Source organism: Novosphingobium sp. (assembly GCF_040079535.1).
GTDB lineage: Bacteria > Pseudomonadota > Alphaproteobacteria > Sphingomonadales > Sphingomonadaceae > Novosphingobium.
Window position 1 is genome coordinate 1 of sequence record NZ_JBEBKB010000038.1, and the last position, 24264, is coordinate 24264.

Annotated in this window: 23 protein-coding genes, 1 tRNA gene and 1 pseudogene; 17 read left to right on the forward strand and 8 right to left on the reverse strand. The window is 57.9% G+C overall.

Annotated elements, in window-relative coordinates:
• Positions 1–742: cell division protein FtsX (locus tag ABL914_RS11370; protein ID WP_391563302.1), on the reverse strand; the 742-nt coding region annotated here is incomplete at its 3' end.
• A gap of 3 nt (positions 743–745) precedes the next feature.
• Positions 746–1486 (reverse strand): cell division ATP-binding protein FtsE, encoded by a 741-nt coding sequence (gene ftsE, locus ABL914_RS11375; protein ID WP_391563303.1) that lies wholly within the window; start codon positions 1484–1486, stop codon positions 746–748.
• Between the two features lie 167 nt (positions 1487–1653).
• Between ftsE and ABL914_RS11380 the strand changes: the two genes are divergently transcribed.
• Positions 1654–2385, forward strand: a complete 732-nt coding sequence (locus ABL914_RS11380; protein WP_391563304.1) for an MJ0042-type zinc finger domain-containing protein — start codon at positions 1654–1656, stop codon at positions 2383–2385.
• Here the strand turns inward: ABL914_RS11380 and ABL914_RS11385 are convergent, their stop codons facing one another.
• Positions 2386–2604, reverse strand: coding sequence for a hypothetical protein (locus ABL914_RS11385; RefSeq protein WP_391563305.1), 219 nt, complete (start codon positions 2602–2604; stop codon positions 2386–2388). It lies immediately after the preceding gene.
• A gap of 166 nt (positions 2605–2770) precedes the next feature.
• On the opposite strand from ABL914_RS11385, the gene ABL914_RS11390 reads away from it, so the two are divergent.
• Positions 2771–2857: transfer RNA gene (locus ABL914_RS11390), tRNA-Leu, on the forward strand.
• A gap of 212 nt (positions 2858–3069) precedes the next feature.
• On the opposite strand, the gene ABL914_RS11395 is transcribed toward ABL914_RS11390, so the two are convergent.
• From ABL914_RS11395 to ABL914_RS11405, 3 genes are read right to left on the reverse strand one after another with little or no spacing between them, the layout of a single operon-like run.
• A complete protein-coding gene (locus ABL914_RS11395; protein ID WP_391563306.1) occupies positions 3070–4710 on the reverse strand; it encodes a recombinase family protein in 1641 nt (546 codons plus the stop codon).
• Positions 4707–5117, reverse strand: a complete 411-nt coding sequence (locus tag ABL914_RS11400) for a DUF2924 domain-containing protein (RefSeq protein ID WP_391563307.1) — start codon at positions 5115–5117, stop codon at positions 4707–4709. The genes ABL914_RS11395 and ABL914_RS11400 overlap by 4 nt, the downstream gene beginning before the upstream one ends.
• Before the next feature lie 17 nt (positions 5118–5134).
• Positions 5135–5443, reverse strand: a complete 309-nt coding sequence (locus ABL914_RS11405) for a DUF3489 domain-containing protein (protein WP_391563308.1) — start codon at positions 5441–5443, stop codon at positions 5135–5137.
• 214 nt (positions 5444–5657) lie between these two features.
• Here ABL914_RS11405 and ABL914_RS11410 point away from each other — a divergent pair, with 214 nt between their 5' ends.
• Positions 5658–5852, forward strand: a complete 195-nt coding sequence (locus ABL914_RS11410) for a hypothetical protein (protein WP_391563309.1) — start codon at positions 5658–5660, stop codon at positions 5850–5852.
• A gap of 222 nt (positions 5853–6074) precedes the next feature.
• A complete protein-coding gene (locus tag ABL914_RS11415; RefSeq protein ID WP_391563310.1) occupies positions 6075–7913 on the forward strand; it encodes a competence protein CoiA family protein in 1839 nt (612 codons plus the stop codon).
• Between the two features lie 292 nt (positions 7914–8205).
• Here ABL914_RS11415 and ABL914_RS11420 read toward each other — a convergent pair.
• Together ABL914_RS11420 and ABL914_RS11425 are read right to left on the reverse strand one after the other, a co-directional pair.
• Positions 8206–8914 (reverse strand): annotated as a pseudogene (locus ABL914_RS11420) (IS6 family transposase).
• Positions 8915–9269: 355 nt separating this feature from the next.
• Positions 9270–9632 carry a TrbC/VirB2 family protein gene (locus tag ABL914_RS11425; protein ID WP_391563311.1) on the reverse strand — a complete coding sequence of 121 codons (363 nt, stop codon included), beginning with the start codon at positions 9630–9632 and terminating at the stop codon, positions 9270–9272.
• A gap of 151 nt (positions 9633–9783) precedes the next feature.
• On the opposite strand from ABL914_RS11425, the gene ABL914_RS11430 reads away from it, so the two are divergent.
• The 13 genes from ABL914_RS11430 to ABL914_RS11490 all read left to right on the forward strand — a co-directional run bounded on the left by ABL914_RS11430 (position 9784) and on the right by ABL914_RS11490 (position 24125).
• Complete coding sequence (locus tag ABL914_RS11430; RefSeq protein ID WP_391563312.1) at positions 9784–10098, forward strand: TrbC/VirB2 family protein; 315 nt, start codon at positions 9784–9786, stop codon at positions 10096–10098.
• Between the two features lie 66 nt (positions 10099–10164).
• Complete coding sequence (locus tag ABL914_RS11435; RefSeq protein ID WP_391563323.1) at positions 10165–10398, forward strand: type IV secretion system protein VirB3; 234 nt, start codon at positions 10165–10167, stop codon at positions 10396–10398.
• Positions 10377–12752, forward strand: a complete 2376-nt coding sequence (locus ABL914_RS11440; RefSeq protein ID WP_391563313.1) for a VirB4 family type IV secretion/conjugal transfer ATPase — start codon at positions 10377–10379, stop codon at positions 12750–12752. The genes ABL914_RS11435 and ABL914_RS11440 overlap by 22 nt, the downstream gene beginning before the upstream one ends.
• The gene (locus ABL914_RS11445; RefSeq protein ID WP_391563314.1) at positions 12749–13963 is read left to right on the forward strand and encodes a type IV secretion system protein; all 1215 of its coding nucleotides are present in this window, start codon (positions 12749–12751) and stop codon (positions 13961–13963) included. The genes ABL914_RS11440 and ABL914_RS11445 overlap by 4 nt, the downstream gene beginning before the upstream one ends.
• Positions 13960–14766, forward strand: a complete 807-nt coding sequence (locus ABL914_RS11450; RefSeq protein ID WP_391563315.1) for a virB8 family protein — start codon at positions 13960–13962, stop codon at positions 14764–14766. The genes ABL914_RS11445 and ABL914_RS11450 overlap by 4 nt, the downstream gene beginning before the upstream one ends.
• 5 nt (positions 14767–14771) lie before the next feature.
• Positions 14772–15455, forward strand: a complete 684-nt coding sequence (locus ABL914_RS11455; protein ID WP_391563316.1) for a TrbG/VirB9 family P-type conjugative transfer protein — start codon at positions 14772–14774, stop codon at positions 15453–15455.
• Between the two features lie 377 nt (positions 15456–15832).
• Positions 15833–16528, forward strand: coding sequence for a TrbI/VirB10 family protein (locus tag ABL914_RS11460; protein WP_391563324.1), 696 nt, complete (start codon positions 15833–15835; stop codon positions 16526–16528).
• Positions 16515–17495 (forward strand): P-type DNA transfer ATPase VirB11, encoded by a 981-nt coding sequence (virB11, locus tag ABL914_RS11465; protein ID WP_391563317.1) that lies wholly within the window; start codon positions 16515–16517, stop codon positions 17493–17495. The genes ABL914_RS11460 and virB11 overlap by 14 nt, the downstream gene beginning before the upstream one ends.
• Positions 17496–17677: 182 nt before the next feature.
• Positions 17678–18610: a Calx-beta domain-containing protein gene (locus ABL914_RS11470; RefSeq protein WP_391563318.1), complete on the forward strand. Its 933-nt coding sequence runs from the start codon at positions 17678–17680 to the stop codon at positions 18608–18610.
• An 83-nt stretch (positions 18611–18693) separates the two neighbouring features.
• Positions 18694–19038: a hypothetical protein gene (locus ABL914_RS11475; protein WP_391563319.1), complete on the forward strand. Its 345-nt coding sequence runs from the start codon at positions 18694–18696 to the stop codon at positions 19036–19038.
• Positions 19039–19450: 412 nt separating this feature from the next.
• Complete coding sequence (locus ABL914_RS11480) at positions 19451–21163, forward strand: hypothetical protein (protein ID WP_391563320.1); 1713 nt, start codon at positions 19451–19453, stop codon at positions 21161–21163.
• Positions 21160–23748 (forward strand): RHS repeat-associated core domain-containing protein, encoded by a 2589-nt coding sequence (locus tag ABL914_RS11485; RefSeq protein WP_391563321.1) that lies wholly within the window; start codon positions 21160–21162, stop codon positions 23746–23748. The genes ABL914_RS11480 and ABL914_RS11485 overlap by 4 nt, the downstream gene beginning before the upstream one ends.
• Positions 23749–23762: 14 nt before the next feature.
• Entirely contained in the window at positions 23763–24125 is a 363-nt protein-coding gene (locus tag ABL914_RS11490) for a hypothetical protein (protein WP_391563322.1), read from the forward strand.
• Positions 24126–24264 lie beyond the last annotated feature (139 nt).

Here is a 24264-nt window from a genome sequence, read left to right on the forward strand (position 1 = left end):
GCACCACCACGCCCAGCCCCAGTGCCAGTCCGATCAACCCGCCAACCGCCGCATCAAAACCCATCGAACGCTGAAACATCCGCGCGATCTGGGCATCGGTGCCGCCCAGCAAGTGAATGATCTCGATCGTATCGCGGTTGCCGCCCAGCGCCGAACGGACCGCCAGCAGCACCGCCGATGCCAGCGCAAAACCCAGCACCGTAACCATCGCGATCGCCAGCCAGCGCAGCGTATCCACCGCGCCAAATACCGGTTTCAGCCAGCCCGATTGGGCATCAACCCGCGCCGCCGGGGCCGCCGCGCGCAAAATCCGGCGCAGTGCCCCCAGGGTTTCACCCGATACCGCATCGCGCATCCGGGCATCGATCAAGGCCGGCACCGGGATCGCATCGTTGCCGGCAACTGGCTGGCCGATCCACGGCTCAATCAGCCGATCGATCTTGTCCTGCGCCACCAGATTTGCCTCTACCACACCGGGTGCAGCGCGCAGCGCGGCCAGCGCTGCCTGGGCCTGCCGATCGCGTTCGGGCGGATTGGCATCAACGATCTGGACCGTCACTCCGCCAGACAAGGCATCCGATGCGCTGCCCGCAGCATTCGAAAAGGCCAGCCCTGCCGCAGCCGCGATGACTGTAAGCGAAACCATGATTGCGATCACCCAGGGCATCGGCCCAGACAGCCGGCCTTGCTTGATCAACTGGCTTTCAGCACTGCGATTGAACAGACGGGGCAGACTGGCCATGGTTCAGCTTTCCGCCGGGGCTGTGCGCGGGCGCGGCCGCGGAGGATAGCGCAGCGCGCCGGTGGGATCGGAAAGGCGCCCGCGATCAAGCCGCATGATCAGCGATTCGGGCACGCGTTTCAGCAAATGAACATCGTGAGTAGCAACCACCACCGTGGTGCCGATCCGGTTTAGCGCTTCGAACAATCGCAGCAGCTTTATCGCCATATCAGGATCAACGTTGCCGGTTGGCTCGTCCGCAATCAGGATTTCGGGGCGATGGATCACCGCCCGGGCAATCGCCACGCGCTGCTGCTCCCCGCCCGAAAGCTGGGCCGGCAGGGCATGGATCCGGTCTTCCAGCTGGACCCATTCGAGCATGTCGGTAACCGGCTTAACTATCTCACGATCGGGCACGCCCTGAACCCTGAGCGGCAGCGCCACGTTATCAAATGCGGAAAGGTGCGGGACCAACCGGAAATCCTGAAACACCACCCCGATCCTGCGCCGGAAGCCGGGCAACCGATCGCGCGGCAGGGTGATCGCATCGGTGCCGAACATCCGGATCATCCCGCGCGAAGGCCGCTGCGCCAGATAGAGCAGCTTTAGCAGCGAGGTCTTGCCCGCGCCGCTGGCCCCGGTCAGAAAATAGAAGCTGCCCGGATGCAGCGTAAAGGAAACGTCGCTCAAAACCTCGCGGTCCGAGCCGTAACGCAGCCCGACGTTGTCGAACTGGACAATTTCCCCTTCGGCAGTCCTGGTCATGATCGGTGGGGTCGGTCCAATTGGAGGAAAGGCAGATCAAAGCGCACAGCGAAACGCTCGTGCCGGGCTATAGCGACCAATCGATGTGGAAAAAAGGGCATTGCACCATGCTTCCCACCGGGCAAGCCTTGCTCTTTGCTTGGCCAGCATGCTTAACAGGCGGCGTCATGATCATTTCCTGCCCAGCTTGCGCAACGCGCTATGTCGTCCCAGACAGCGCAATCGGCATCGAAGGCCGCACCGTGCGCTGCGCCAAATGCCGCCATGCCTGGTTTCAGGATGGTCCAGAGGTCGCCGCGAAGGCAACTGCGGCTCCGGGTGCGGAACCTGTTGCCCCGCCTCCGCCGCTCAATTTCGCGATTGACGAAGCGCCCCAACCCGCGCCCAGCATAAGCGACTATGCCGATGAGCCGCAGGATGACGACGGCTCCTATTCCCGCTTCGCGCATGAGCCATTGTTTCGCCCGCGCCGCAATCCGGCAAAAATCGCGATGTATGCCGCCGTACTGTTCGCGGTTGTGGCGCTGGGATCGATCGCAGCGGCGGCGTGGTATGGCCTGCCGGAATGGCTGCCATTCGCTCAGCAAAGCTTTGCCGAGGAACAGGCCGGGCTGAAACTGGATTTCCCGGCCAAGCAGCAAGGCCAGCGCGAACTGCCCGATGGTTCGTTCTTTTTCGAAGCCAATGGCTCGATCACCAATACGTCAGATAAATCGCGCTCGGTCCCCACTGTGCTGGTGGTGCTTTATGATGCCCGCGGCACCCAGAAATTTACCCAGGAAATCCATTCGCCCAAGCGCACGCTGGCGCCGGGCGAAAGCGTTTCGATCAACGAAGCGCTGGTCAATGTCCCCAAGGCGGCGGTCAAGGCCAAGTTCGGCTGGAAGCCGGGGAACTAGTTATTCAAAAACGATTGCCACCGATCCGTCGCTGTGGCGGCTGACGTGCCGTGCAAGGCCGCCCGCTGCGGCGGATTCGCTGGCGCGTTCGGCCCGCAGGATCGTAACCGTGGCGCTGACCCGGACCTGAGCCCCGCCAGCTTCGCCGCCTTGCCCCGCAGCAGGCGCGCCGCCAACGGCGACCACAGCTGCTAGTGCAAAAGAGAGCAATCCGGCCATCACCAAAGGTAAACGCGCGATTTACCTTTGTCGCAACGGCCGCGCCGGCGCCGTCCCCAAACGAGACATTGCACCTGCAAAGTGTAACCGGCTTGCAGCCCCGCAATCGCTTTGCTAAGGGCCCGCTCCTACCCCCCCAGAGCGTCCGTTTCGCTCTGATGATTTAGCGGTCGTGGCGGAACTGGTAGACGCGCAACGTTGAGGTCGTTGTGGGCGAAAGCCCGTGGAAGTTCGAGTCTTCTCGACCGCACCAATCAGTCTTTCGAGGTAACACTTTCCCGCCTCAGGGCGTGCGGCCTGCGTGAACTGGCGCAGTTCTGCGGGGTTTGGCGACTGCGTTACCCGGACCGTGGGCGAGAGACGCCCAATCGCCACGCGATGCGTGCGCCAATTCTGCCCGAATCTCTGTTTGGAATTCCCTCGCCCACTCTCGCGATGCGATGGAGATGCGAGGAAGTGCTGTGCTCAGTTGGAGAGGCCGAACAATGCTTCCTGCTCTTCCCAGCCGATCGGCAGTTGGGTTGTTAGCAGACGCGTTCGGTTGATCGCTCGTGGCTGAGTTCCATCGAAGATGGCTTCAACGATCCTGGGGCTCAGCCAACTTACATTGAATAGCTTTGCCAGCTGCTTTCGGCAGCGCCCGGCACCCTTGGCGATCTGATTGAGACTGAGCTGCGGTGAGGCAAGGACCAATCCCTGAACCTCGAAGGCGTCGCAAAGCAGCTGCGTAAGCTGCTGATCAGATGCACGGTTTGGTGAGGCTGCATCGATCCTGAGCTTCGCCTCACGAAACGGGCGGCGCTCTGGCCGAGGGAAGTTCTGTGTCCAGTTAGCGTGCATTGCGACACCAAAGGCAGAGGGCTCAATCATAACCTCGATATCGTCCCTGCAGATCTTCACCGATTGGACAATCGAGCGAATCGCGCGATGGGTCTCAAAAGGCTGGTTCAGCCATTCCAGGAATCTGCGTGCCTGATCGAATATGATGCGAAGCTGGTTGGCGTCGGTCACATCGGCCAGGTGCCGCAGATCATGTTCATCGGCCAGTAGCTCAGTGATGCAGCTGATGAGGTGCCGATCGAGTGCACCTTGCTGGAAGCGGGTCGCTGGCGGATCACCAGGACGGGCAAGGTCTTTGCGGGTTTCATAGAAGCTATAGCGCCGAGTTCCCTTGGTTGCGTAAGTGGGGACTACCGGTCGGCCTTCCGGATCGGTGATGATGCCGCCCAGCAAAGCTTGATTGCGATCGTTCTTGGGCCGTTTGCGCGGCGGCGCTTTGGCCGCAAGCTGCAACTGCACCCGCTCCCACAGGTCTTCATCGACGATCGCTTCATGCTCGCCGTCGTAGGCCTTGCCCTTGTGAACGATCTTGCCGCGGTAGACCGGGTTCTTGAGTAGGTGGAACAGGCTGCCCCTAGCAAAAGGTACACCACCGCGATGCGGTCCGCTGGCGCGTTGCTGGATCTTGGTGACCACGCCTTCGGCGCGCAAAGCTTCGATCAGGGCGGGCGCGGTTCGGATCTCAAGGTAGCGCCGCATGATCGCCCGGATTCGCACAGCTTCTTCGGGGACCGGAACTAGCTTGCGCTCAATCACCTGGTAGCCGAGCGGAACCGGCCCGCCCATCCAGATGCCCTTCTTTTTGGAAGCGGCGATCTTGTCACGAATCCGCTCACCTGTGACCTCACGCTCGAACTGGGCGAAGCTGAGCAGGACGTTGAGGGTCAGCCGCCCCATGCTGGTCGTGGTGTTGAACGCCTGAGTCACCGAAACGAAGCTGGCCTGCTTCGCATCGAGCCGTTCGACGATCTTGGCAAAGTCAGCCAAGCTGCGAGTTAATCGGTCGACCTTATAGACAACGATGACATCTATCTGTCCCTCATCAATCATTGCCATCAGCGCTTTGAGACCGGGACGCTCCATGTTCCCGCCCGAGAACCCGCCATCATCGTAGCTGCCCGGAACAAACGTCCAGCCTTCATGGCGCTGACTCAGGATATAGGCTTCACAAGCCTCGCGCTGGGCATCGAGGCTGTTGAACTCCTGTTCCAGCCCATCCTCGGTCGACTTGCGGGTGTAGACGGCGCAGCGCAGTGGCTTCGTCACTTCTTGCGCTCCGAGAGACCGAAGAACAGCGGGCCATTCCAGTGTGCCCCGGTGATCGCCCTGGCCACCGCGGTGAGGGTCCTCCAGTGCTTGCCGTCATACTCGAAGCCATCGTCCAGCACGATCACTGTGTGCCCCACGCCGTGCCAGTCGCGAACCAGCCGGGTGCCGGGGGTGAGCTTGCGCGGCAATGGCTTGGTCGAACCCTGTCCTGTCCGCGCTTCGACCTGCCGCAGCAACGACCGCGTACTCCGGCTCAGCCCGCCGAGCCTTTGCTCCTGAAGCTTGTAACCGATGCCCAATCGCAGAAGTTCAGGCGACAGCGATGGAGCAGGCGCGCCGATCCGGCGCGCCCACTCCTCCCTGAGCTCCTCCGGCGGCAGCTCGGCCAGCCGCCCGAGCTTCATGTATGTGCGCCGAGTCATCAGGCCACCGCGACACGGTAGACCCGGCCCTCGCCTTCCAGCTTCTCGCTGGTGACCACATGGCCTTTCTTCTTGAGCCCGGTCAGCGCGGCGCGGGTGGTGTGCGGCAGCCAGCCGGTCGCGGCGACCAGTTGGGCGATTGTGGCGCCTTCCGGGCGCTTCAGCAGTCCAAGGATCAGGTCGACTTTGCTCTCGCGCTTGATCGGGGCCGCAGTCGTCGTTCCGCCTTGCTCGGCAGGTGCGGCCTTGGGCTCGAGGGCCATCTTGCGCGGGCGCTGGGTGGCGGATTTAGGTTCGGTGGTGGTCATGGGTTGTACTCCGTTGCGGACCAGCGACAATCGCTGCTCCCACCACCCAAGGCCCCGCCGATCACATCGGTCAGGGCTGCGGCCTTTCAATCGGGCCGCGATGCAGTAGCGACACCAATGCTTGGCGTGCGCACGAAGTCCAATCGAATGTGCATTCAAGCCCGCGACAAAGCTGGGTCTGGACTTCGTCGCCGCCGCACGGTGTGGTCGCCGCATGGATGACGATACCAATGAACTGATCAGTCGGCTCACAACCAAGGCCGGGATAATGATGGAGGATTACAGCGTGATCGCCTTATCATGCGGCGGCCAGGATGCAGCTAGCATAGCGTTTGTGCTGGACGAACTCGAGAGAAGTGTGGCTCAAATGAACGCAATTATTGGCGCAGCCAAGGTGCTCCTTCGTTAGGTCCGCTTTGCCGGACTGTCCGGAACGACAGCTTCAAGGTTACAGAATGATATAGCCGACATTCGAATACGTCGGTGCCAACTTCTGGAACCAACCGTTCCCGTATACCCAAGGCGGGAAAAACAGGACCGGCAGGTTCCGCGTGATTGCTCAGCATTGCGACTGTCAACCGTTGCGCTACTCTCGGTCGGCTATGCTGACACTTCATCAGATTGAATTTCCATGACGGACGGTTGGCACCCCACGCAGGCGGTCGGGCCTGATGGTGAGAGGGCTGACGTTAAGGACGTCCCCAACGGCCTGCAATGTCGCTGCCTATGCTACGAATGCGGGCAGCCGGTTCTTGCCAAGCAAGGCCCCAAAGTGCGCTGGCATTTTGCCCACCACGCTCCCACCAATTGTCGGCCGACCCCGGAATCGGAGCTGCATTTCTTCGCTAAGACCTTGCTGGCGGAGAAGCTATGGCTGTGGATTCCTGCCGTTCAGGCCAAAGCGGCGGGACGGACGGAGCCGATCTCAGACCGCCAGCAATATACATTCTTGCGGGTCAAAGTCGAGAAGGCAGACGGGAATGTCCGGCCGGACCTGCTTCTTGACACGGACCGTGGCAAAGTTCTGCATGTCGAGATTTATGTGCGTCATCGTGTCGATCCCATCAAGCTGGAGAAACTCAAAGGACGGGGTATTTCCTCGGTCGAAATTGACCTGTCGAGGCTCAACTGGGACGATCGCGGCGCATGGGACGATGCCATCCTAGAAACGGCACCTCGCGAATGGCTGCATAATGCCAGAGCGGCCAAGGTTCAGCAGGGTATGGAGGTAATGGCAGCAGCAGAAACCAAGGCGAAGCAGCAGGTTCTGGATGTCGAATATGAGAGGATCGCGGGAATCTGGAACAAGGTCGAGACGGTCCGCGAAGAACCGGACGAGCATCTGACCGAGCAATATGGCCTGGCGTTGAAGCGCGGCTTTTCTCAGAAAATCGGCCATGCGGTGAAAGGGGCAGCATGTTTCCGGGTATCGCCCGCCTATTGGCAAGCTCGGCTGGTGAACCGCTTTCTCTGGGACAAAGCGACCGCGTCAGCGAGCGTGTTCGAAACCGGTGACGCCCTCGCCTATGTAAGAGATCTCATATGGCCGGGCCTCAACCGTATCTCCAATGAGACATCGGCTAGGATGCAACAAGATTTTCCAGCATTTCAAGATCCTTGGCATGCCGTTCACAGCTATCTTAAATGGCTGAAGGATCAGCATTGGATGTTTGCGAAGCGGGTCGGCGGCAAACAATGGCTCCCGTCGAGCAGTGCCGTGCATCTCCGCGAGGAGCAGGAAGCAAGCTGGCAGCAGGAGCGAGAACGGAGGGAGGAAGTCGCCGATTGGCTAGATATGATTTTGTCGGACATCCCGGAGCACGAGACCTCCAACTTTGATCGGGTCGACTGGGTCGATTGGTTCGTGACCTCATATGATGAGGACGAAGCTCGCGCATTCCACAAAGCCATTTCTGGCATGGTGGTGAGCGGTCGACAGCTTGTCGATGATTTTCGGGGACTGCCGTTGCTGGCGGAATATGAGCGCCAGGAGATCGCGCAGGAGGAACACCGGATCCAAAATGAGCGGGAACGGGTTGCCCGATTGGCGCAGGCGGAACGTGATAGGCGGATTTCGACGATCGAGGACAAGGCGTCGTCGGTGCTGGGCGAGTTGGCGCAGCATTGGCTGTTTGCAGCGAATGCCCAGCTTGATGGCAAGGCACCGCTCGACCTTGCAACCCAGTCCGATGGGGGCCTGGCTCATGCCACGTCGGAACTTGCGCGATTGCACAACGAACGGCGTGAAGCCGAAGCCCGAGAGGCAGCGAAAGTGCGTCAGCAGGCTGCATTGGAGAAAAATCGAGTGGAGTTGGCGGACCTCGCCGGCAAGCGGGCGCGTGATCCGGCGAGAGCCGAGCTTTGGTGCAGATCTCCAAACCCTAAGCTCGGCGGGCAACGCCCGATCGATTATTGCGTGGATGATCGCGCGCTTCGGACCTGCAAGGACATCATGCCAGCATCTCTCTGAGGGCCGCGACGATCACCTCATCCCAAGCCCCGCTGCAACGAGTTGGACTATGATCGCTAATCACACAGATGAAATTCAGCAGGCGCTAAACGCTCATCGCGCGCTGGCTATCCTCCAGTTGCTTGAAGGGCCTCTGCGCGGTGGAGCGAATGAGCGCTTACTCACCTCAATTTTTGAGATGATCCAACTCCGCACATCGAGAGCGGAATTGCGATCAATCCTTGATTTGGTGCTGTCAGTCTAATCGCAACTCGTCTCCGATTGGCGAGGTTCTAGCTTTGGGTGCGCGGCCTCAGGCTATGAGGCTCTGCCACTCGGCCAGTGCGGCCGAGCGGCGATCCTTGTAAGTCTGACGATCGACGAGGTGACGTTCCTGGTTGAAGTGGTTGTGGACGTTGGCATGGACCGAGGCGAACTTCTGCAGGGTCTTCATTCGCCTGAACCGCTGCATCGCGCGCTCTCGCCGCCTGAACGGCAGGTGTGAATTCTCGGCCCGGTTGTTGAGCCAGCGCCCCATCTCGCGCCGGGTCGAGATTGCCGAGTTGGCGCATCGCTGCCGGGTAGGATCGCAACCCGTCGGTGACAATCTTCTCGGTCCGGCCATGTCGCTTCAGTGCCTTCTTCAGGAACCTCAAAGCGGCGGTTTTGTCACGTTTCTTCGTGACGTAACTCTCGAGGATCTCACCCTCGTGGTCAACCGCGCGCCACAGGTAATGCCGCTCGCCGTTGATCTTAACGAACACCTCGTCGACATGCCAACGCCAGTGGTGGAAGCCCTTCATCCGGTTCGCCCGCTGGCGTCGGATGTCGGCCGCGAACATCGGCCCGAACCTGTTCCACCAGAACCGCACCGCCTCATGGCAGATATCGATCCCGCGCTCAAAAAGCAGGTCCTCGACATTGCGCAGCGACAGCGGGAACCGGACGTACATCATCACAACCAGGCGGATCACCTCAGGTGACGAGTTGAAACAGCGGAACGGTTTGTCGGACTTGGTCATCCACCCGATTTACCGCTTGCATCCTCCCTCGGCAATTTTAGTCTGACAAAACCCTTCTATCCCCACCGCCCCTCATCGCCCGAGCAGCAGAGTTTCGCAGGGATATCGCTATTTCGTCGAAGCCGAGTTCTACACCATCGGCACTGCGGCACTACAGTTGGGGGCCGATCGCTGGGCGGAAGAGGGGCGCTCGTTCAATTGCTCGACTTTCAATGGCCCATCCAGCAACTGTCAATTGTTCTTCAGCAGCTGGTACCAGACTGCATCGCCTTCATTCCTGACCTTGCGGCTCCGCATTGCAGGGTAAGTGATTGGGGGAACCGCCGTGATCCTTCCTACAGAACCGGCCCGTTCCCTAGTTAGGCAAGGACGCCCCCGCATAAGGATCATAGACTGGCGGCGTAGCTGGCGCGGGCGGCGGACTGATATCCATACGCTTCGGCTCAACCGGCAAGCCTCCTGACGAGGAATTGCGGGCAAGTGCCATCAGCGAATTGGCTAGTGCCGGTGCTGCAAACAAAATAAAACAGCCCATAACAAGCACACCGCCGCGCCGAAGTGGCAACCGCCCGCCAAGGACTGCAAAGCCAAACCAGGCAACCGCGATCACCGCCAAAGCGGTTCCGACCGGTCCGGTTATCAGTGCCGCGATCCAGTCGAGCCCGCCAAGGCCAGGCCGCGCTGTCGCGCTGGCAGAGAAGAAAAGTATCGCCTGCATATTGATCAAGATGATTGCCCGTTACCGAGCTAATTACAAGCTCGCTCGCGGGCGGAGCCGAAGTTTCAGCAAAGATCAGGTCAATCGCTATGGCAAGCTAGCCAAGAACATGCCAAGCTTCGGATTAATGATCTGATTCTTTGGAGGTATGATGTCAATTCGCCGCTGGCTTCCTTTGAAATTGCTTGGACTGGCCGTACTTGCCGCCCCTTCTGCGGCGCAAGCAATGGTCGCACCTGATCCCGAAGGTTCCGGGGCTATTATCGGCGCAGTGAACTGGCTTCAGGGGACGCTGCTTGGCACCGTGGCGACCGTTGCTGCCGTCATCGCGGTTGCCTCGGTTGGTTTCATGATGCTGACGGGGCGGATTGATTGGCGGCGCGGCGCAATCGTGATCCTGGGCTGCTTCATCCTTTTCGGTGCGGCCAGCATTGTTGCAGGCATCCGCAGCGCAGCGGGCGGCTAGGCGCGCAAAGACGTGGCATCTGTCCTTCATCGCAGTACTGTATTCGTCGGACTCACCCGCCCGCAAATGTTTGCAGGCGTGACCTACAGCTACTTCGTTTTCAACGCGGTACTGGCCGCCGAGCTGTTCCTGATCTTCAAGAGCTTTTGGGCAATTGCGGCTGCATTGGTGGTCCACGGAATAGGCGTGCTCGCGTGCCTTCGTGAACCACGTTTCTTTGATTTGTGGATCGCGCGCGTCAGCCGTTGCCCCAGAGTCAAGAATTACAGGATCTGGGGATGCAATTCCTACCGCCCCTGACCAATGATCCCCGTGCGGTAGCGCGCGAGGCTAGCGCTGGCGCGCATTTGCCATATGCGCGGCATATTGACGACGTTACGATCGAAACGCGTGACGGCCTGCTCATGCAAACGATCCGCTTGGGCGGGCTGCTTTTTGAAACCGCCGATACCGAAGAGCTCAATTACCGAGCGGAACTGCGCGATGCGATGCTTCGGTCAATCGGATCGTCACGCTTTGCGCTCTATCATCATGTGGTCCGGCGCAAAGCCGAGGCGACCCTTGATGCGCGTTTTGCAGATGACTTTTCGCGGCAACTGGACGCGCGCTGGCGCGAACGCCTCGAAGCACGCGAAATGTATGTCAACGATCTGTTCGTCACGATTGTGCGCAGACCGCTGCAGGGCCGGGTTGGAATTCTGGATCGAATTCGTTGGCTTGCCGCCCGACCCATGACGGACCAGAGAGCTGCCTTTGCCGTTGAGAAGCGAGCGCTCGATGCGGCGAGCGACGCCTTGCTAGCCGCGCTTAGCGCCTACTCTCCCAAGCTGCTTTCAATTTATGCTGAGGATGGTGGCTACCGAAGTGAGCCATTGGAGTTCCTCTCCTATCTCTACAACGCCGAGATGCGCCCGGTTGGTCTGCCGCTTGGCGACTGCGGCCAGCATTTGCCGTTCAGGCGCGCGAGCTTTGGCGCGGAGGCGTTCGAACTTGGTGCCTCAGGTGCGTTGCCACGCAAGTTCGGTGCGATGATTTCGATCAAGGATTACCCGGCGGAAACTCTGCCCGGCATGTTCGATGAACTCTACCGGATGCCGTTCGAGATGACCGTCTCGCAGAGTTTTGCATTCGTTGAACGCGCCGAAGCTCTTTCGCGGATGAATCTGGTTCTGCGGCGAATGCGCTCGGCCGAAGACGAAGCGCTTTCACTGCGAGATGAACTTTCGCGCGCCAAGGATGATGTGGCAGCTGGCCGAGCTGGATTTGGCGAGCACCACACAACAATCGCGGTCCATGCCGAAAGCCTTAAAACGCTCAATGCGCAAGTCGCGGATGTACTGGCTGGTCTGGCCGACCTGGGGATCGTTGCCGTGCGCGAAGACTTCGCAATCGAACCTGCGTTCTGGGCGCAGTTTCCCGGGAACTTTCGCTATATTGCTCGAAAAGGCTTGATTTCGTCGGCCAATTTTGCCGGACTTGCGAGCCTGCACAATTTTCCGGTTGGAAGAGCTCACGGAAATCATTGGGGCGATGCAGTCACACTGTTTGAGACCACTGCAGCGGGTCCATACTTTTTCAGTTTTCACCAAAATGATCTCGGCAACTTCACCGTTATTGGCCCCTCGGGTTCGGGTAAGACGGTGGTGCTAAACTTCCTCCTTGCCCAGGCCCGCAAATTCTCCCCTCGCATTGTCTTTTTTGACAAGGACCGCGGGGCAGAACTCTTTATCCGTGCGATCGGTGGGCAGTATGACCGGCTTCGTCCCGGGGAGCCGTCTGGGCTTAATCCGCTGAGGCTCGAAGACACTCCAGCCAATCGCCAGTTCTTACTCGACTGGTTGCTCCTGCTGGCAGGTAGCGCCGACGCTGCAGAGCTTGAGCTTATCAAAGACGCGGTCGATGCCAATTTCGACCAGCCCCGGTCGCATCGCCGCTTACGGCATTTGGTTCAGCTTTTGCGCGGTCATGCTCGCCCGAAAGCCGGAGATATCTATTCGCGGCTCAGGCCTTGGTGGGGCGATGGTGAGCGGGCCTGGCTATTCGACAACGAAGAGGACCTGACCGACCTTTCTGCCGCGACGGTCGGCTTTGACATGACTGCGCTACTTGATGATCCAGCTGTGCGCACTCCTGCATTGTTCTACTTTTTCCACCGGGTCGAAGACCGGCTCGATGGAACACCCTCGATCATCGTAGTCGATGAAGGCTGGAAAGCGCTCGATGATGATGTGTTCGTGCGGCGGATCAAGGATTGGGAAAAGACCATCCGCAAGCGCAACGGGATTATCGGCTTTGCAACCCAGAGTGCGCAGGATGCGCTCGAAAGCCGGATAGCGAGCGCGATTGTCGAGCAGGCAGCAACCCAGATCTTCATGATCAACCCCAAAGCCCGCGCCGAAGACTATATCGATGGATTTGGCCTGACCCCGCACGAGTTCGAACTTGTGCGCTCAATGCCAGACAATTCGCATTGCTTCTTGATCAAGCACGGGAACGAAAGCGTTGTGGCGCGTCTCAATCTGAGCGGTGAGAAGGATTTGCTGACGATCTTGTCAGGGCGTGAGGCGACAGTGCGCCTGTTCGATGAGCTAACCGACAAAACGGGACTGGATCCAACCGCCTGGATGAAACAGCTTTTGGAGCGCGCCGCATGAGCTGCGCCGCAATTCAGACCGGAAACCATTTCCTCGGTGCGATTTTGGCGCAGGTCGATTGTCAGGCGCGGTCGATAGGCGCCTATGGCTATGGGGCACTGGCAGATCCGGGATCAATCGCCAGCACCGTTCTACTTTCCGCGTTGACGCTCTGTATCGCCCTGTTCGGACTGCGTTTGATGTTTGGCGAGGCACCGGGTGCACGGGATGTCACCGGAGAACTGCTGAAAATCGGGATCGTGCTCACGCTTGCAACCAGCTGGCCAGCTTGGCGAACCATAGCCTACGAAACCGTGCTTGATGGTCCGGCGCAGATTGCAGGAATTGTCGGCCTAGCTTCTGGCCTACCAAGCGGCGGGGATGGCCTGACTTCAAGGTTGGACAATGCCGATCAAGGCATAGTTTCCCTTACGGCGTTTGGTAGTGGCCGGTTGACCGGCGGGGTGGTTGGCAGCACTGACCTAGGCGATTCAACGCGCGGGATCGCACTCGCCGATCAATCGGGCTTTGCCTGGGGGCGGGTTGCATTTCTGGTTGGAACAATCGGCCCGATTGCTGCTGTTAAACTCGGTGCGGGATTTTTGCTTGCCTTGGCACCGCTCATGGCCGGACTGCTGCTCTTTGCCGGCACCCGCGATATCTTTTTTGGCTGGCTGCGCGCACTTGGTGCTTGCGCGGTGGGATCACTCATCTTGGCGCTAACCTACAGCGTTGAATTGGCGATGCTCGAAGGTTGGCTTTACGATGCACAGCGCCAGCGGGCAGCAAACGTTCTGACTCCGGCGACACCGACCGAGCTTCTGGTCTTTGGTCTCACTTTTGCGGTTGTTGCCTTTGGACTTCTTAGCTTGATCATGCGGCTGTTCTTTTTTACCTCACCAGCCTCGATCAGTCTGGCAAGCCGTCTGCGGGTCATAGCCAAAGACTGGCAGACAAGCCCGCAAACATTGCGCGCCTCAGTTTACCAAACTTCACCCGAGATCAGCCGCGCCCAAGTGATATCAGACTCGCTAGCTCGGTTAATTCGAAGCGAAGAGCGCGGGGGAAATGATTCTCGGACCAGACAGCTGGGAAGCACAGCGGCCCGGCACGATGGCAACAAGGGCGAAGTCACCGGCCAACTGCAAAGCTCTCCGGCACTTGGGAACTCTTATCGAAGGAACCGCCGCCGGCAATCGTCACAGACGCAGATGAGAGATGCCAGACCATGAACATGAGCGAGCATGACAAACTGGCTGACTACTATGAGGCTTCCGAAAGCTGGGCCGAAAACAGAGACCGCGCCAATGAGCGCAGTCTGCGTATTGCCTGGATTGTGGCGGCAGCTGCTTTGCTCATTGCTTTGATTGAAGGCATCGCGCTGCTGATTATGCTGCCTTTGAAGCAGGTTGCGCCCATTGCAGTCATGGTGGACCGCCAAACCGGCAACGTCGAGCGCCTTGATCTGGGAAAGCAGCAGTCGATCACGCCAGACCAGTCGTTGGTGAATTCAATGCTGGCGCAATATGTGATTGCGCGCGAGGGCTTCAACTTTGGCGCGCTCAAGGCCGACTACAACAAAGTCGCGCTGTGGACGTCAGGTGAAGCGCGAAATCGTTACATTTCAACCATGCAAGCTTCCAATCCCACCAGTCCCCTTGCGCTCTACCCACGCGCAGCCGTCATTGCAGTTGAGATCCGTAGCATTTCCAGACTTGGGCCTGATACCGGCCTGGTCCGCTTTGCGACCTCTAGGTCCGATGGTGGAGGTGCGCCGGTTTCTCAAGGGATTTGGGCTGCTGTCGTCAAATATCGCTTTTCAAATGCGGGGATGAGTGAGGAAAGCCGCCTGGTCAATCCACTCGGTTTTCAAGTTGTACGTTATGACCGCAATGCTGAAATTCCGCCTGCTTCAGCGCCAGAAGTGCCAGTCCAGCAGGCATTGCCAAATCCGATGGGACAGGCGGCAATCGGCGGAACCGGAACCGCCATGCCCGCTCCTGTTCCAACCACTAGTGGGCAACGCGTTCCATGAGGCGAATGGCTGCTTTGCTGCTGGTACTTCCATCGCTCGCATCAGCGCAGCCGGTAGCGGACGGATTCCGCGATCCCAGAGTTGAAACCCTAGTGTGGCGCGAGGGGTCGGTGTTGCCGCTGCGGACCACCGTCGGCGGAAATGTCACGCTCCTGTTTGCCCCCGGCGAGACTGTCCAGTCGATCGTCGTGGCCGATCCGGGTGCCGTTGACGTACAGGTTCCGCCTCAGGCAGACAGCGTCCTGGTGCGGGCAATCCGCCAACCCGTTGACCCGATATTCGATGTTTTTACGGGAGCCCGGCATTACCGGTTTCGCCTCGTCATCGGGCCGGCCAGTGATGTCGTTTATCTGGCGCGTCTGGTAGATGCGTCTAACAGCCCGGCACCTCCGACTGCCATATCAGCCAATCTTGAAGGTCCGTTCACTTACAAGCTGAAGGGCGAACAATCGCTGCGGCCCCACAGGATCAGCGATGACGGCCAACGCACCTTTATTCACTGGTTGCCCGACCAGCCGCTCCCGGCGGTCTTTGCGGTCAACGGATTGGGCGAGGAAGAGACCGTTGACAGCTACATGCGCGGCGACGTCCTTGTGATCGACCGGGTCTACAAGAAACTGCTCTTTAGGATCGGCAAGCGCAAAGCCGAAGCTCTGCGTCTTGACTCTGCAAAGAGGCAAAAGCCATGAGCGGTGCGGCAATCGAGCCTGACGGCTTCAACACAGCCAGACCCTTGGTAGCGCAGGCAACTACAAACCGGGGCATCTGGCTCTTTGGGGGCCTGGCACTGGTGGCGGGCCTGCTGCTGTATTCTGCGCTCGAAGCGCGCCGCTCGGCCAGCACCGATAGCGAGCTTAGACCTGCAGCAGGACAGGGCGACGCAATGATCTCAGCGCCGCCCCCGCTGGCTATTCCTGAGCCGGTGCAAAGTCTTGCAAATCAGGGCCTTGGCTGGACGCAGCCACAACCTCGAGCATCAAGCCCGGTGATTTTGCAAGCGGTTCCGCAGCTGGCATCTCAATCGCCTGCGCCCAAGCAAATGCATGAAGCGCCAAGCCAGCCGCCAATGTCGCAAGGCTACTATCGTCCCGGTCAACAGCCGGAGTTTTTACCGTCAGGGCCTGTAACCGTCTACCAAGCTCCAGCCGCCCCGACTGCAGCCTCAGCATCGGAAGGCAGCGGAGCAGATAGACAGCGCGTCAAGGCAGGCAGACTCCTCAATCCCTCGTTTACAGTCCCACAGGGCGCAGTGATTCAGGCGGTCCTGGAGACCGCACTCGATTCCACTCAGCCAGGACCTGCCCGAGCCATTGTCTCTCGCGATGTCCGCAGCTTCGACGGAGCTCGAGTGCTGATCCCTCGCGGAAGCCGACTCTACGGGGAATACCGAGCGGACCTAAGCCCTGGCCAAAATCGCGCGATGATCCAATGGACCCGCTTGGTCAGGCCCGATGGAGTTACAATTGCATTGGACTCACCTTCCGCCGATCCGCTTGGCCGGGCAGGCGTCAAGGGCAAAGTCGACACCCATTTTTTCACGCGCTTCAGCAACGCCTTTCTCCAAACTGTCCTAAATGTGGGTGCGAGCGCCGCGACCCGCGATCTAGCGGGCGGCACGGTGATAGTCGGATTGCCGGGCAGCACACAGTCGGTGACGGCGCCCTCGACCGATCAGGTCAAACCTACTCTACGCGTGAGTCAGGGTACGCCAGTCTCAGTATTCGTTGCACGTGATCTGGACTTTACTGATGTCGAGCGCTGAGATGCTGGCAGATGGCCTTTATCTCGGCAGCTTCCTTGCACCTCTTGGCCCTTGGCTTGAGCAAGCCGATCTCACCGACATCTACGTCAACAAGCCTGGAGAAATCTGGACAGAAGCCTTGGGCGGCTTGATTGAGCGGCACGATTTGCCCGAACTGGATCAACGTGCACTACTTCGCCTTGCGCGACAGGTTGCCGCAGCCAATTCGCAAGGCATCAACCGCGAAAGCCCGCTATTGGCAGGAAGCCTTCCCGATGGCTCGCGGATCCAAATCGCCCTGCCCCCTGCCACGCGCGGCGACGTGGCATTGGCCATTCGGCGGCATGTTGTTCAAGATATCGATCTCGGCTCATATCGCCGTAGCGCCGAAGCAACCGAAAACTGCCAAGAACCAACCCGCAGGACCAAGCGCACCAACCCAGAGCTCGATATGATCGACGATCTGCGCGAAGCCGTGCGCCTCCGCCGCAACATTCTCATCAGCGGAGGCACTTCTTCAGGCAAAACCACATTCCTCAACGCACTGCTGGGTGAAATCCCCGCAGGTGAGCGTCTAATTACGATAGAGGATGCACCGGAACTGCGAGTCAAGAACGCCAATTCAGTAGGCCTCCTTGCTGCCAGAGGCGCGCTTGGAGAAGCCGACGTTACCGCAGAAGATTTGCTGATCGCTGCCTTACGGTTGCGGCCCGATCGGATCATTCTGGGGGAAATTCGCGGACGAGAAGCTTTGACCTTCCTGCGCGCTGTGAACACAGGGCATCCCGGCTCGATTACGACGATCCACGCTGATTCTCCTGATCGCGCGATCGATCAATTGGCTCTGCTTGTTCAACAGTCGGGCGGCGGTTTAAGTTGGGATGATACTGTGCACTATATTCGTCGATCAATTGATATCATTGTCCAACTCTCCAGAGCGGGCGGCGCGCGCGGAATTGACACGATTATGCATGTCCTGCAGGCGTAACTCCTCTATTCGCACAGCATAAGTTTCAATACGCAACCATGAATTGTTGACGCTACAAAAGAGAAATCAAATATTCTTATCAATTTCGAAATACCCCTTGAAATGTTGCATTTTTGAATTCAAGATGAATTCTGGAATCGACGTAAAAATATTGAAATCTCTGTGGATTGGAAGGCGGCTGCATGTCGATTTGGCTTAGGGGAATGCTTTTGGCTTCCGCTTTGGGGGCTGCAGTGCCGATTTGGTCCAACGAAACCCAAACCTACACTTATGACGAATTGGGACGGCTCGTCGCGGTAACGTCGAGCGGGACGATCAACAACAACCAGAGGCATTCGATCTGTTATGACCCCGCCGGAAACCGGACGCAGTATAAGTCTGATTCCGCCGGGGCTGGCGCCAGTTGTGGCGCGGCCGCCGCCCCGCCAAGCCTCTCGATTGTGCCTGCTTCGGCAACCGAAGGTGGCGCGCTGGCATTTGTGGTGACCCGAACCGGGGATACGTCAGGCGCCGTAAGCGCAAGCTATTCAACCGCTTCGGGCACAGCAGCTTCAGGGAGCGATTTCACTGCAGCCACAGGTACAGTGAGCTTTGCTGCTGGGCAAACGAGCGCAACGATTACCGTCGCTACAATTGACGACTCCGCGATCGAATCTGCAGAAACAATGACGGTTGTGCTGACCGCTCCGACTGGCGGAGCGGTGCTTGGCGCCTCGTCTGCTACAGGTACGGTCAATGACAACGACACCGGATCTTCTCCGAGTTACCTGGCCATCTCCGATGCTGCCGGTCTCGAAGGAGCGACGCTAGTCTTCACCGTCACGCGTTCGGGAAGCACCGCAGGCACGGTGAGTATCAATTATACGACCGCAAATGGCACCGCCCTCGGCACTGACTATTTCGCAGTGTCGGGAACACTCACCTTCGCCCCTGGTGAAACCAGCAAGACGATCAGTGTGATCGCCAAGACCAATCTTGCGATCGAACCTGACGAAGTGTTTTACGTCAATCTTTCCGGCGCGACCGGAGGGGCCACAGTCTTTGACAGCCAAGGTGCTGGGACAATATATGATGACTCCGATGGAGGCATAGGGGGAGGGTGCACGTTATGTTAAAATGCTCGCGACGCTTGTTGGCTCCTGAATGTGGCGCACGAGCCACCCCCGCTAGATCGACAGCAACTTTGGCGGGCCCGGCGTTGGCCTTTGCAGCGTCGGCATTGCTTCTCGCGCAACCGGCTCCCCTGAGCGCGCAGCAAAATCATACTGCACAAAATTCCATCTGCATGGCGCGCACACCGAGCAACCCGGACAGCCCAACGTTTGTGATCAAGATTCCAACCAGTGAGCAGTCTAAGATGGCCGCACGTGGATATGCGATCCACCCGTGTTCGGCCGATGTCGGCGCGTTCAACGCATATCGGGCAAGAATGTGCCACCTCGCCAATGTCGCGCCAGCGGTGGTCCAAAATCAGTTCGCACAAAAACACTACGCCACGCCGCGCGAATTGTGTGATTTTGCGAATGCGATTGGTGGGGGATAGCGGTCACCGTTCCCCGCTCAACAACAACCCCCGCTGATGCCTCCACAATTGCAGTGACAGTGCACACAATTGGCGACAGGGTAGTCGAGTTGACTGCGCTTTCACCATAATGATATGCAATCCAATTTTCAGCCGGAAAGTTTCTGTTTGATAACGTTTTGTCGAGGCAATAAACTATGGGGCGAAATACATGAAAACGTTGGCTAGGAAGTTCCATTTTTTTCTGTGCAGCTCTCTGCTATCTTTGAATCTAGCATCAGTAGCGTGGGCCGGAGATGATGATCTTCCATCCGGTTTTACTGCACCGGCCGTTGCGCCCGATCAGAACGGTGTAGATTTAATATCAGGACAGATAAGGTTGCCCGCTCCAAGGCTGCAGATTGCGGCAGATCCAGCACTCCAGTTTGGGCATATGGATGAATACAATATCCGTGTTAAGGGAACCAGGACGATGGATCCCGATTCTGGGGTTGCGCTGCATCTTCAGTTCAAGATTGGGGCGGGGCCGTCTGAAAGCTTTAGCTGTTTTAAAGGCCTTGACGAGCCGATTGGGTGTTATTCGTCTTCTCCAAGCCCGTCATTTATGAGGGGTGGTCTGGCGCCGGTCTATTATGAGGCCAAAACAGGACGGGTCATAGATTTTAAGCAGGTCTATTCGGTGGTACCGAATATGGCGAAGTGTACCACCAGTTCTTCGGGCACAGCGTGCAACGAAATTTCGATGGGTACGTCTCTTTCTACAATCGTTTTTGCTTCATCAATTTCGTATCCAGATGGCGAAATTCATCAGATATTCTATGACGTAACGACCCTGCAAGCGGCAAATGGTGGCTATACCTACTCTTTGCCGCGACCGTCGCGGGTTGTAAGCAATCGTGGTTTCGAGATGCGGTTCACCTATTTCTCCAATGTTCTGCAATCAAGTCCGACGGATAACGGAACCGCGTGGCTTACACCTTCGTCAGTATCGATATTTGCTCGGGGCAATTCGGTGCCCCTTGCGACGGTTCAGCTCACCCAATGCTGCACGAGCAACGGAGAGCAGTCGATCACAGATATGGCGGGCAATATTTGGACCGGAAACTTTGAGAATATCTTTGGTGGAACCGGGTCGATCTCGAGTGGGCGACTGGTAAAGCCAACTTCGACCGTACCGGTGATGACCGCAAGTTCGACCGCGAAGGAGTACCGTTACCCTCCTCAAGGGGACGGATCGCTGCTGACAAATTTGGTGGTAGGCGATCAGTCTTGGACCTACGCATATTCCCACTCAGTCCCGTTAACTACTGCGGCTACGGCCAACAATGCCTCTCCGACAAAGGTCCGGACGGTAACCATCAACGGGCCGGGCGGCTATCATCGGGTGGTCACGATTGATGAGCGGAAATGGGATGGTGGCCGGATAACGCAAGATGTTGACAGCTTAAACCGGATCACCAGCTTCGTGTACGTTGATGATATGGCGCGCAGATTGTCCGAAGTTGTCTATCCTGAAGGCAACCGTGAAGTGTTTACATATGATGGGCTGGGCAATGTCTTGACGCATCAGCAGGTCCCAAAACCGGGATCGGGCCTGGCTCCGCTGACGATACAGGCCGCTTACCCTCCTATTTCGGGATGCCAGGGCAGCAATGCCGCACAGGGAACCGCGGCAGTTCCGCGCTCGATTTCGTGTTATCGTCCTCTTTGGGTGAAAGACGCCAAGGGAAATCAGACCGACTACGTATGGGATCAGGTAACCGGTATGATCTTGAAAAAGACTGATCCCGCCGGACCGGACGGCATTCGGCCGGAAACGCGCTATAGTTACACGCAGCGCTTTGCATGGTGGAGCGACGGGAATGGCGGTTACACCAAGGCCGATACGCCGATCTGGGTAAGGACTTCGGAGAGCAGGTGCCAGGCAAGCGCGGCAACTGGCAATCCGGCGGCACCTTGTGCGGGCAATGACGAGATTTTGACCACGTTAGACTATGGCCCCGATGCCGGGCCCAACTATCTGTTGGTGCGCGGGGTTGCGGTCACAAGCGGAGGCCAGACGCTGAGAACTTGCTACAGCTATGACGCGCGGGGCAATAAGCTGTCAGAAACGCGGCCACTTGGCACTGGGGGGACATGTCCATGAGGCGCGTGATTGCAGGCAGCCTGTTTGCGACCACCGCGCTTTGCGGTCTGCCGCAAATCGCCGCGGCACAAAGCGCGCCATCGCCCTACACCACGGGCCATCGCTACGATGCCGCAGGCCGTGAGACTGGGTCGATCGCACCCGATCCCGATGGTGCCGGGCCGCTCAATTTTGTTGCCGTGCGTTACACTTACGATGCGGCCGGGCGGGTGGTGAAGGTAGAGAGCGGAGAGCTTGCCGCCTGGCAGCCAGAAGGCATCGCACCAGCCGCTTGGACTGGCTTTACGATCTACAAGACCGTTGAGACCAATTTTGACGCGCTGGATCGCAAGACAATCGAAACGGTGAAGGGCACGGGCGGCGTGGCAAGTGCCCAGGTGCAATATAGCTACGATCCCTTGGGTCAATTGCAGTGCACGGCGGTTCGTATGAATCCGGCAACCTACGGTTCCCCGCCGGCCAATGCCTGCACATTGGGGGCACCGGGCAGCCAGGGAGCAGACCGGATCACCAGGAATATCTACAACGCTGGCGGGCAGCTGCTTCAGGTCCGCAAAGGCGTGGGTACTTCCGTTGAAATCGCGGATGCCACCTACAGCTATACGCTGAATGGAAAGCCGGCTCAGATCATCGATGCCAACGGCAACCGTGCCGAGCTGCGTTACGATGGTTTTGATCGCCAGGTCCGCTGGGTGTTCCCGTCGACCGCCAGGCCGGCAGCTTTTAATGCCAGCACACCGTCCAACGCGATCTCGACCGCTGGCGCGCTCAATGAGGGCGACTTTGAGCAGTATGGCTATGACGCCAATGGCAACCGCATCTCACTGCGTAAGCGTGATGGATCGGTCATCACATATGGCTACGACAATCTCAATCGCGTCATTGTCAAAACCGTGCCTGAGCGGCCGGGCCTTGCCGCTACCAACACGCGCGACGTCTATTACAGTTACGACCTGCGGGGCTTGATGACCGGTGCACGGTTCGATAGCGCCATCGGCGAAGGCATTGCGACCAGCTACGATGGCTTGGGCAGGATTAGCGCCAGCACATTGACGATGGACGGCGCCAGCCGCACCCTCACCTATCAATATGACATTGGCGGCAATCGCACCCGCGTAACCTTTCCGGACGGGAACTTCGCCACCTACACCTATGACGGCCTCGACCGGCCAATCTCCATTCTGCGGTCCGGTACGGATGCGATTGCCAGCTATGCTTATGACGCAGCCGGGCGGCGCACGACCTTCAATGGCGGCGTATCGACGTCCTATGGCTATGATCCCGCAGGCAGGATCAGTTCACTGACCAACAACCTGCCCGCCACTGCCTACAACAACCAGTGGACCTTTGCCTACAATCCGGCATCGCAGATTACCCAGACCGTGCGCAGCAACGATACCTTTGCCTGGACGGCCCATGTCAATGTCGATCGGCCCTATGCCACCAATGGCCTCAATCAGTACTCAGCTGCCGGGCCAGCAACCTTTGGCTATGATCCCAACGGCAACCTGACCTCGGATGGTTCAACCACCTTCCTCTATGATATCGAAAACCGGCTGGTATCCGCGAGCGGCGCGAAGACGGCAGCGCTGCGCTATGATCCGATGGGCCGTCTCTACGAAGTCTCTGGCAGCAGCGGCACGGTCCGGTTCCTTTATGATGGCGATGCGCTGGTCGGCGAATACAACACCACCGGCACTCTGCTGCGCCGCTATGTTCACGGCGCGGACGCCAAGGCCGACGATCCGATCGCCTGGTATGAGGGCGCAGCGTTTACCGCGACCGCTGAACGGCGGTTGCGCCCGGACTGGCTCGGGTCGATTGTGCTGGTGACGGACAGCACCGGCGCGACTGTGCTGGCGGTCAACCGCTATGACGAGTATGGTATCCCGCAGAGCACCAACGCCGGGCGGTTCCAGTATACCGGGCAAGCGTGGATCGCTGAGCTGGGGATGTATCACTACAAGGCCCGCATCTACTCGCCCACGCTGGGAAGGTTTTTGCAGACGGATCCGATTGGGTATGGGGATCAGTCGAATTTGTATGCTTATGTTGGCAATGATCCCGTGAACCTTATCGATCCGACCGGTCTTTATATATGTATGGGTACCAGTAAGCAATGTGATGCAGTAGATGCGGCATACGCTAGGGCGCAAAATGCATTAAATAGCAAAAATCTTTCAAGAAGGGAAAAAAATAAGATTCAAAATACCCTAACCGCTCTTGGGGGACCCGGAGTGAAGAATGGGGTATTTGTACGATTCGCGCCTTGGCAAACTATTGCCCAAATAACACGTGGAGGATCAGCGTATACTGACAAGGACAAAAATGGGAATATTGTTATCACATTGTCGAACGATTTTCCCACTCAGTACAACGATCAGGTCGAAGGCCATAGGGTGCTGGGGCAGCCGTTTTCACCCAAGGATAAACGATCTGGTTTGCTTATTCACGAAGGTGTGCATGTGGGTCGATTTAAGTCCGGGATGACTGTTGTGATCTACAATAAAAACCCTGGCTATTATGAAGATGAGGCCGACGAGGTCGAAGATCTCATACCAAAAGCTTACGGGACGAAGCCATAGATAAGGAAGTTATCGTGAATAATTATCTCAATTCTATGATTTGCTTGACACTTATTTCTTGCGGGATGGCAGAAACACATAGTGAAAAAATTCCTGCAGGTTGGTCAAATTTTGACGAATATGCTAAGATAAGGGGCCATAGAGGTGGCCTATTAGAGGTAGTTGTCGAACGGTCTTCTGTAAAAATCGACGGGAAAAAATTTGAAACTGATAGGGCATTCGATTTTTTTCAAAAAACATCGAATTTAGATCCTACATGGAAATTAGTTGTAATTATTGTCCGTGATAATCAAGTAGATTCAATAAAATTCATGAATCGCCTTTCGGCAGACGGATCATGTACATACATGAGGTGTTTTTACAAGGAATTACGGTGAAAAGAATAGCGACCGAGAGAATTGTACGTGAAAAACTTATCCAAAGATTAAGTCGGCTAAGGAGCAGCAAATAGTTTTTATATGGAGACAGAAAATGAAGTTGGATCAGATAGTAAACTGTCTCTTATACACATCTCCG

Excerpts from the sequence above, each read along its gene's own strand:
- ABL914_RS11455 (WP_391563316.1), top strand. The coding sequence starts at position 14,772 with ATGGCTGCTTTGCTGCTGGTACTTCCATCGCTCGCATCAGCGCAGCCG.
- ABL914_RS11445 (WP_391563314.1), top strand. The coding sequence starts at position 12,749 with ATGAGCTGCGCCGCAATTCAGACCGGAAACCATTTCCTCGGTGCGATT.
- virB11 (WP_391563317.1), top strand. The coding sequence starts at position 16,515 with ATGTCGAGCGCTGAGATGCTGGCAGATGGCCTTTATCTCGGCAGCTTC.
- ABL914_RS11400 (WP_391563307.1), bottom strand. The coding sequence starts at position 5,117 with ATGAAGCTCGGGCGGCTGGCCGAGCTGCCGCCGGAGGAGCTCAGGGAG.
- ABL914_RS11435 (WP_391563323.1), top strand. The coding sequence starts at position 10,165 with ATGTTTGCAGGCGTGACCTACAGCTACTTCGTTTTCAACGCGGTACTG.
- ABL914_RS11425 (WP_391563311.1), bottom strand. The coding sequence starts at position 9,632 with ATGCAGGCGATACTTTTCTTCTCTGCCAGCGCGACAGCGCGGCCTGGC.
- ABL914_RS11415 (WP_391563310.1), top strand. The coding sequence starts at position 6,075 with ATGACGGACGGTTGGCACCCCACGCAGGCGGTCGGGCCTGATGGTGAG.
- ABL914_RS11470 (WP_391563318.1), top strand. The coding sequence starts at position 17,678 with ATGTCGATTTGGCTTAGGGGAATGCTTTTGGCTTCCGCTTTGGGGGCT.
- ABL914_RS11380 (WP_391563304.1), top strand. The coding sequence starts at position 1,654 with ATGATCATTTCCTGCCCAGCTTGCGCAACGCGCTATGTCGTCCCAGAC.
- ftsE (WP_391563303.1), bottom strand. The coding sequence starts at position 1,486 with ATGACCAGGACTGCCGAAGGGGAAATTGTCCAGTTCGACAACGTCGGG.
- ABL914_RS11410 (WP_391563309.1), top strand. The coding sequence starts at position 5,658 with ATGGATGACGATACCAATGAACTGATCAGTCGGCTCACAACCAAGGCC.
- ABL914_RS11430 (WP_391563312.1), top strand. The coding sequence starts at position 9,784 with ATGTCAATTCGCCGCTGGCTTCCTTTGAAATTGCTTGGACTGGCCGTA.
- ABL914_RS11440 (WP_391563313.1), top strand. The coding sequence starts at position 10,377 with ATGCAATTCCTACCGCCCCTGACCAATGATCCCCGTGCGGTAGCGCGC.
- ABL914_RS11460 (WP_391563324.1), top strand. The coding sequence starts at position 15,833 with ATGTCGCAAGGCTACTATCGTCCCGGTCAACAGCCGGAGTTTTTACCG.
- ABL914_RS11385 (WP_391563305.1), bottom strand. The coding sequence starts at position 2,604 with ATGGCCGGATTGCTCTCTTTTGCACTAGCAGCTGTGGTCGCCGTTGGC.
- ABL914_RS11480 (WP_391563320.1), top strand. The coding sequence starts at position 19,451 with ATGGATGAATACAATATCCGTGTTAAGGGAACCAGGACGATGGATCCC.
- ABL914_RS11405 (WP_391563308.1), bottom strand. The coding sequence starts at position 5,443 with ATGACCACCACCGAACCTAAATCCGCCACCCAGCGCCCGCGCAAGATG.
- ABL914_RS11485 (WP_391563321.1), top strand. The coding sequence starts at position 21,160 with ATGAGGCGCGTGATTGCAGGCAGCCTGTTTGCGACCACCGCGCTTTGC.
- ABL914_RS11450 (WP_391563315.1), top strand. The coding sequence starts at position 13,960 with ATGAACATGAGCGAGCATGACAAACTGGCTGACTACTATGAGGCTTCC.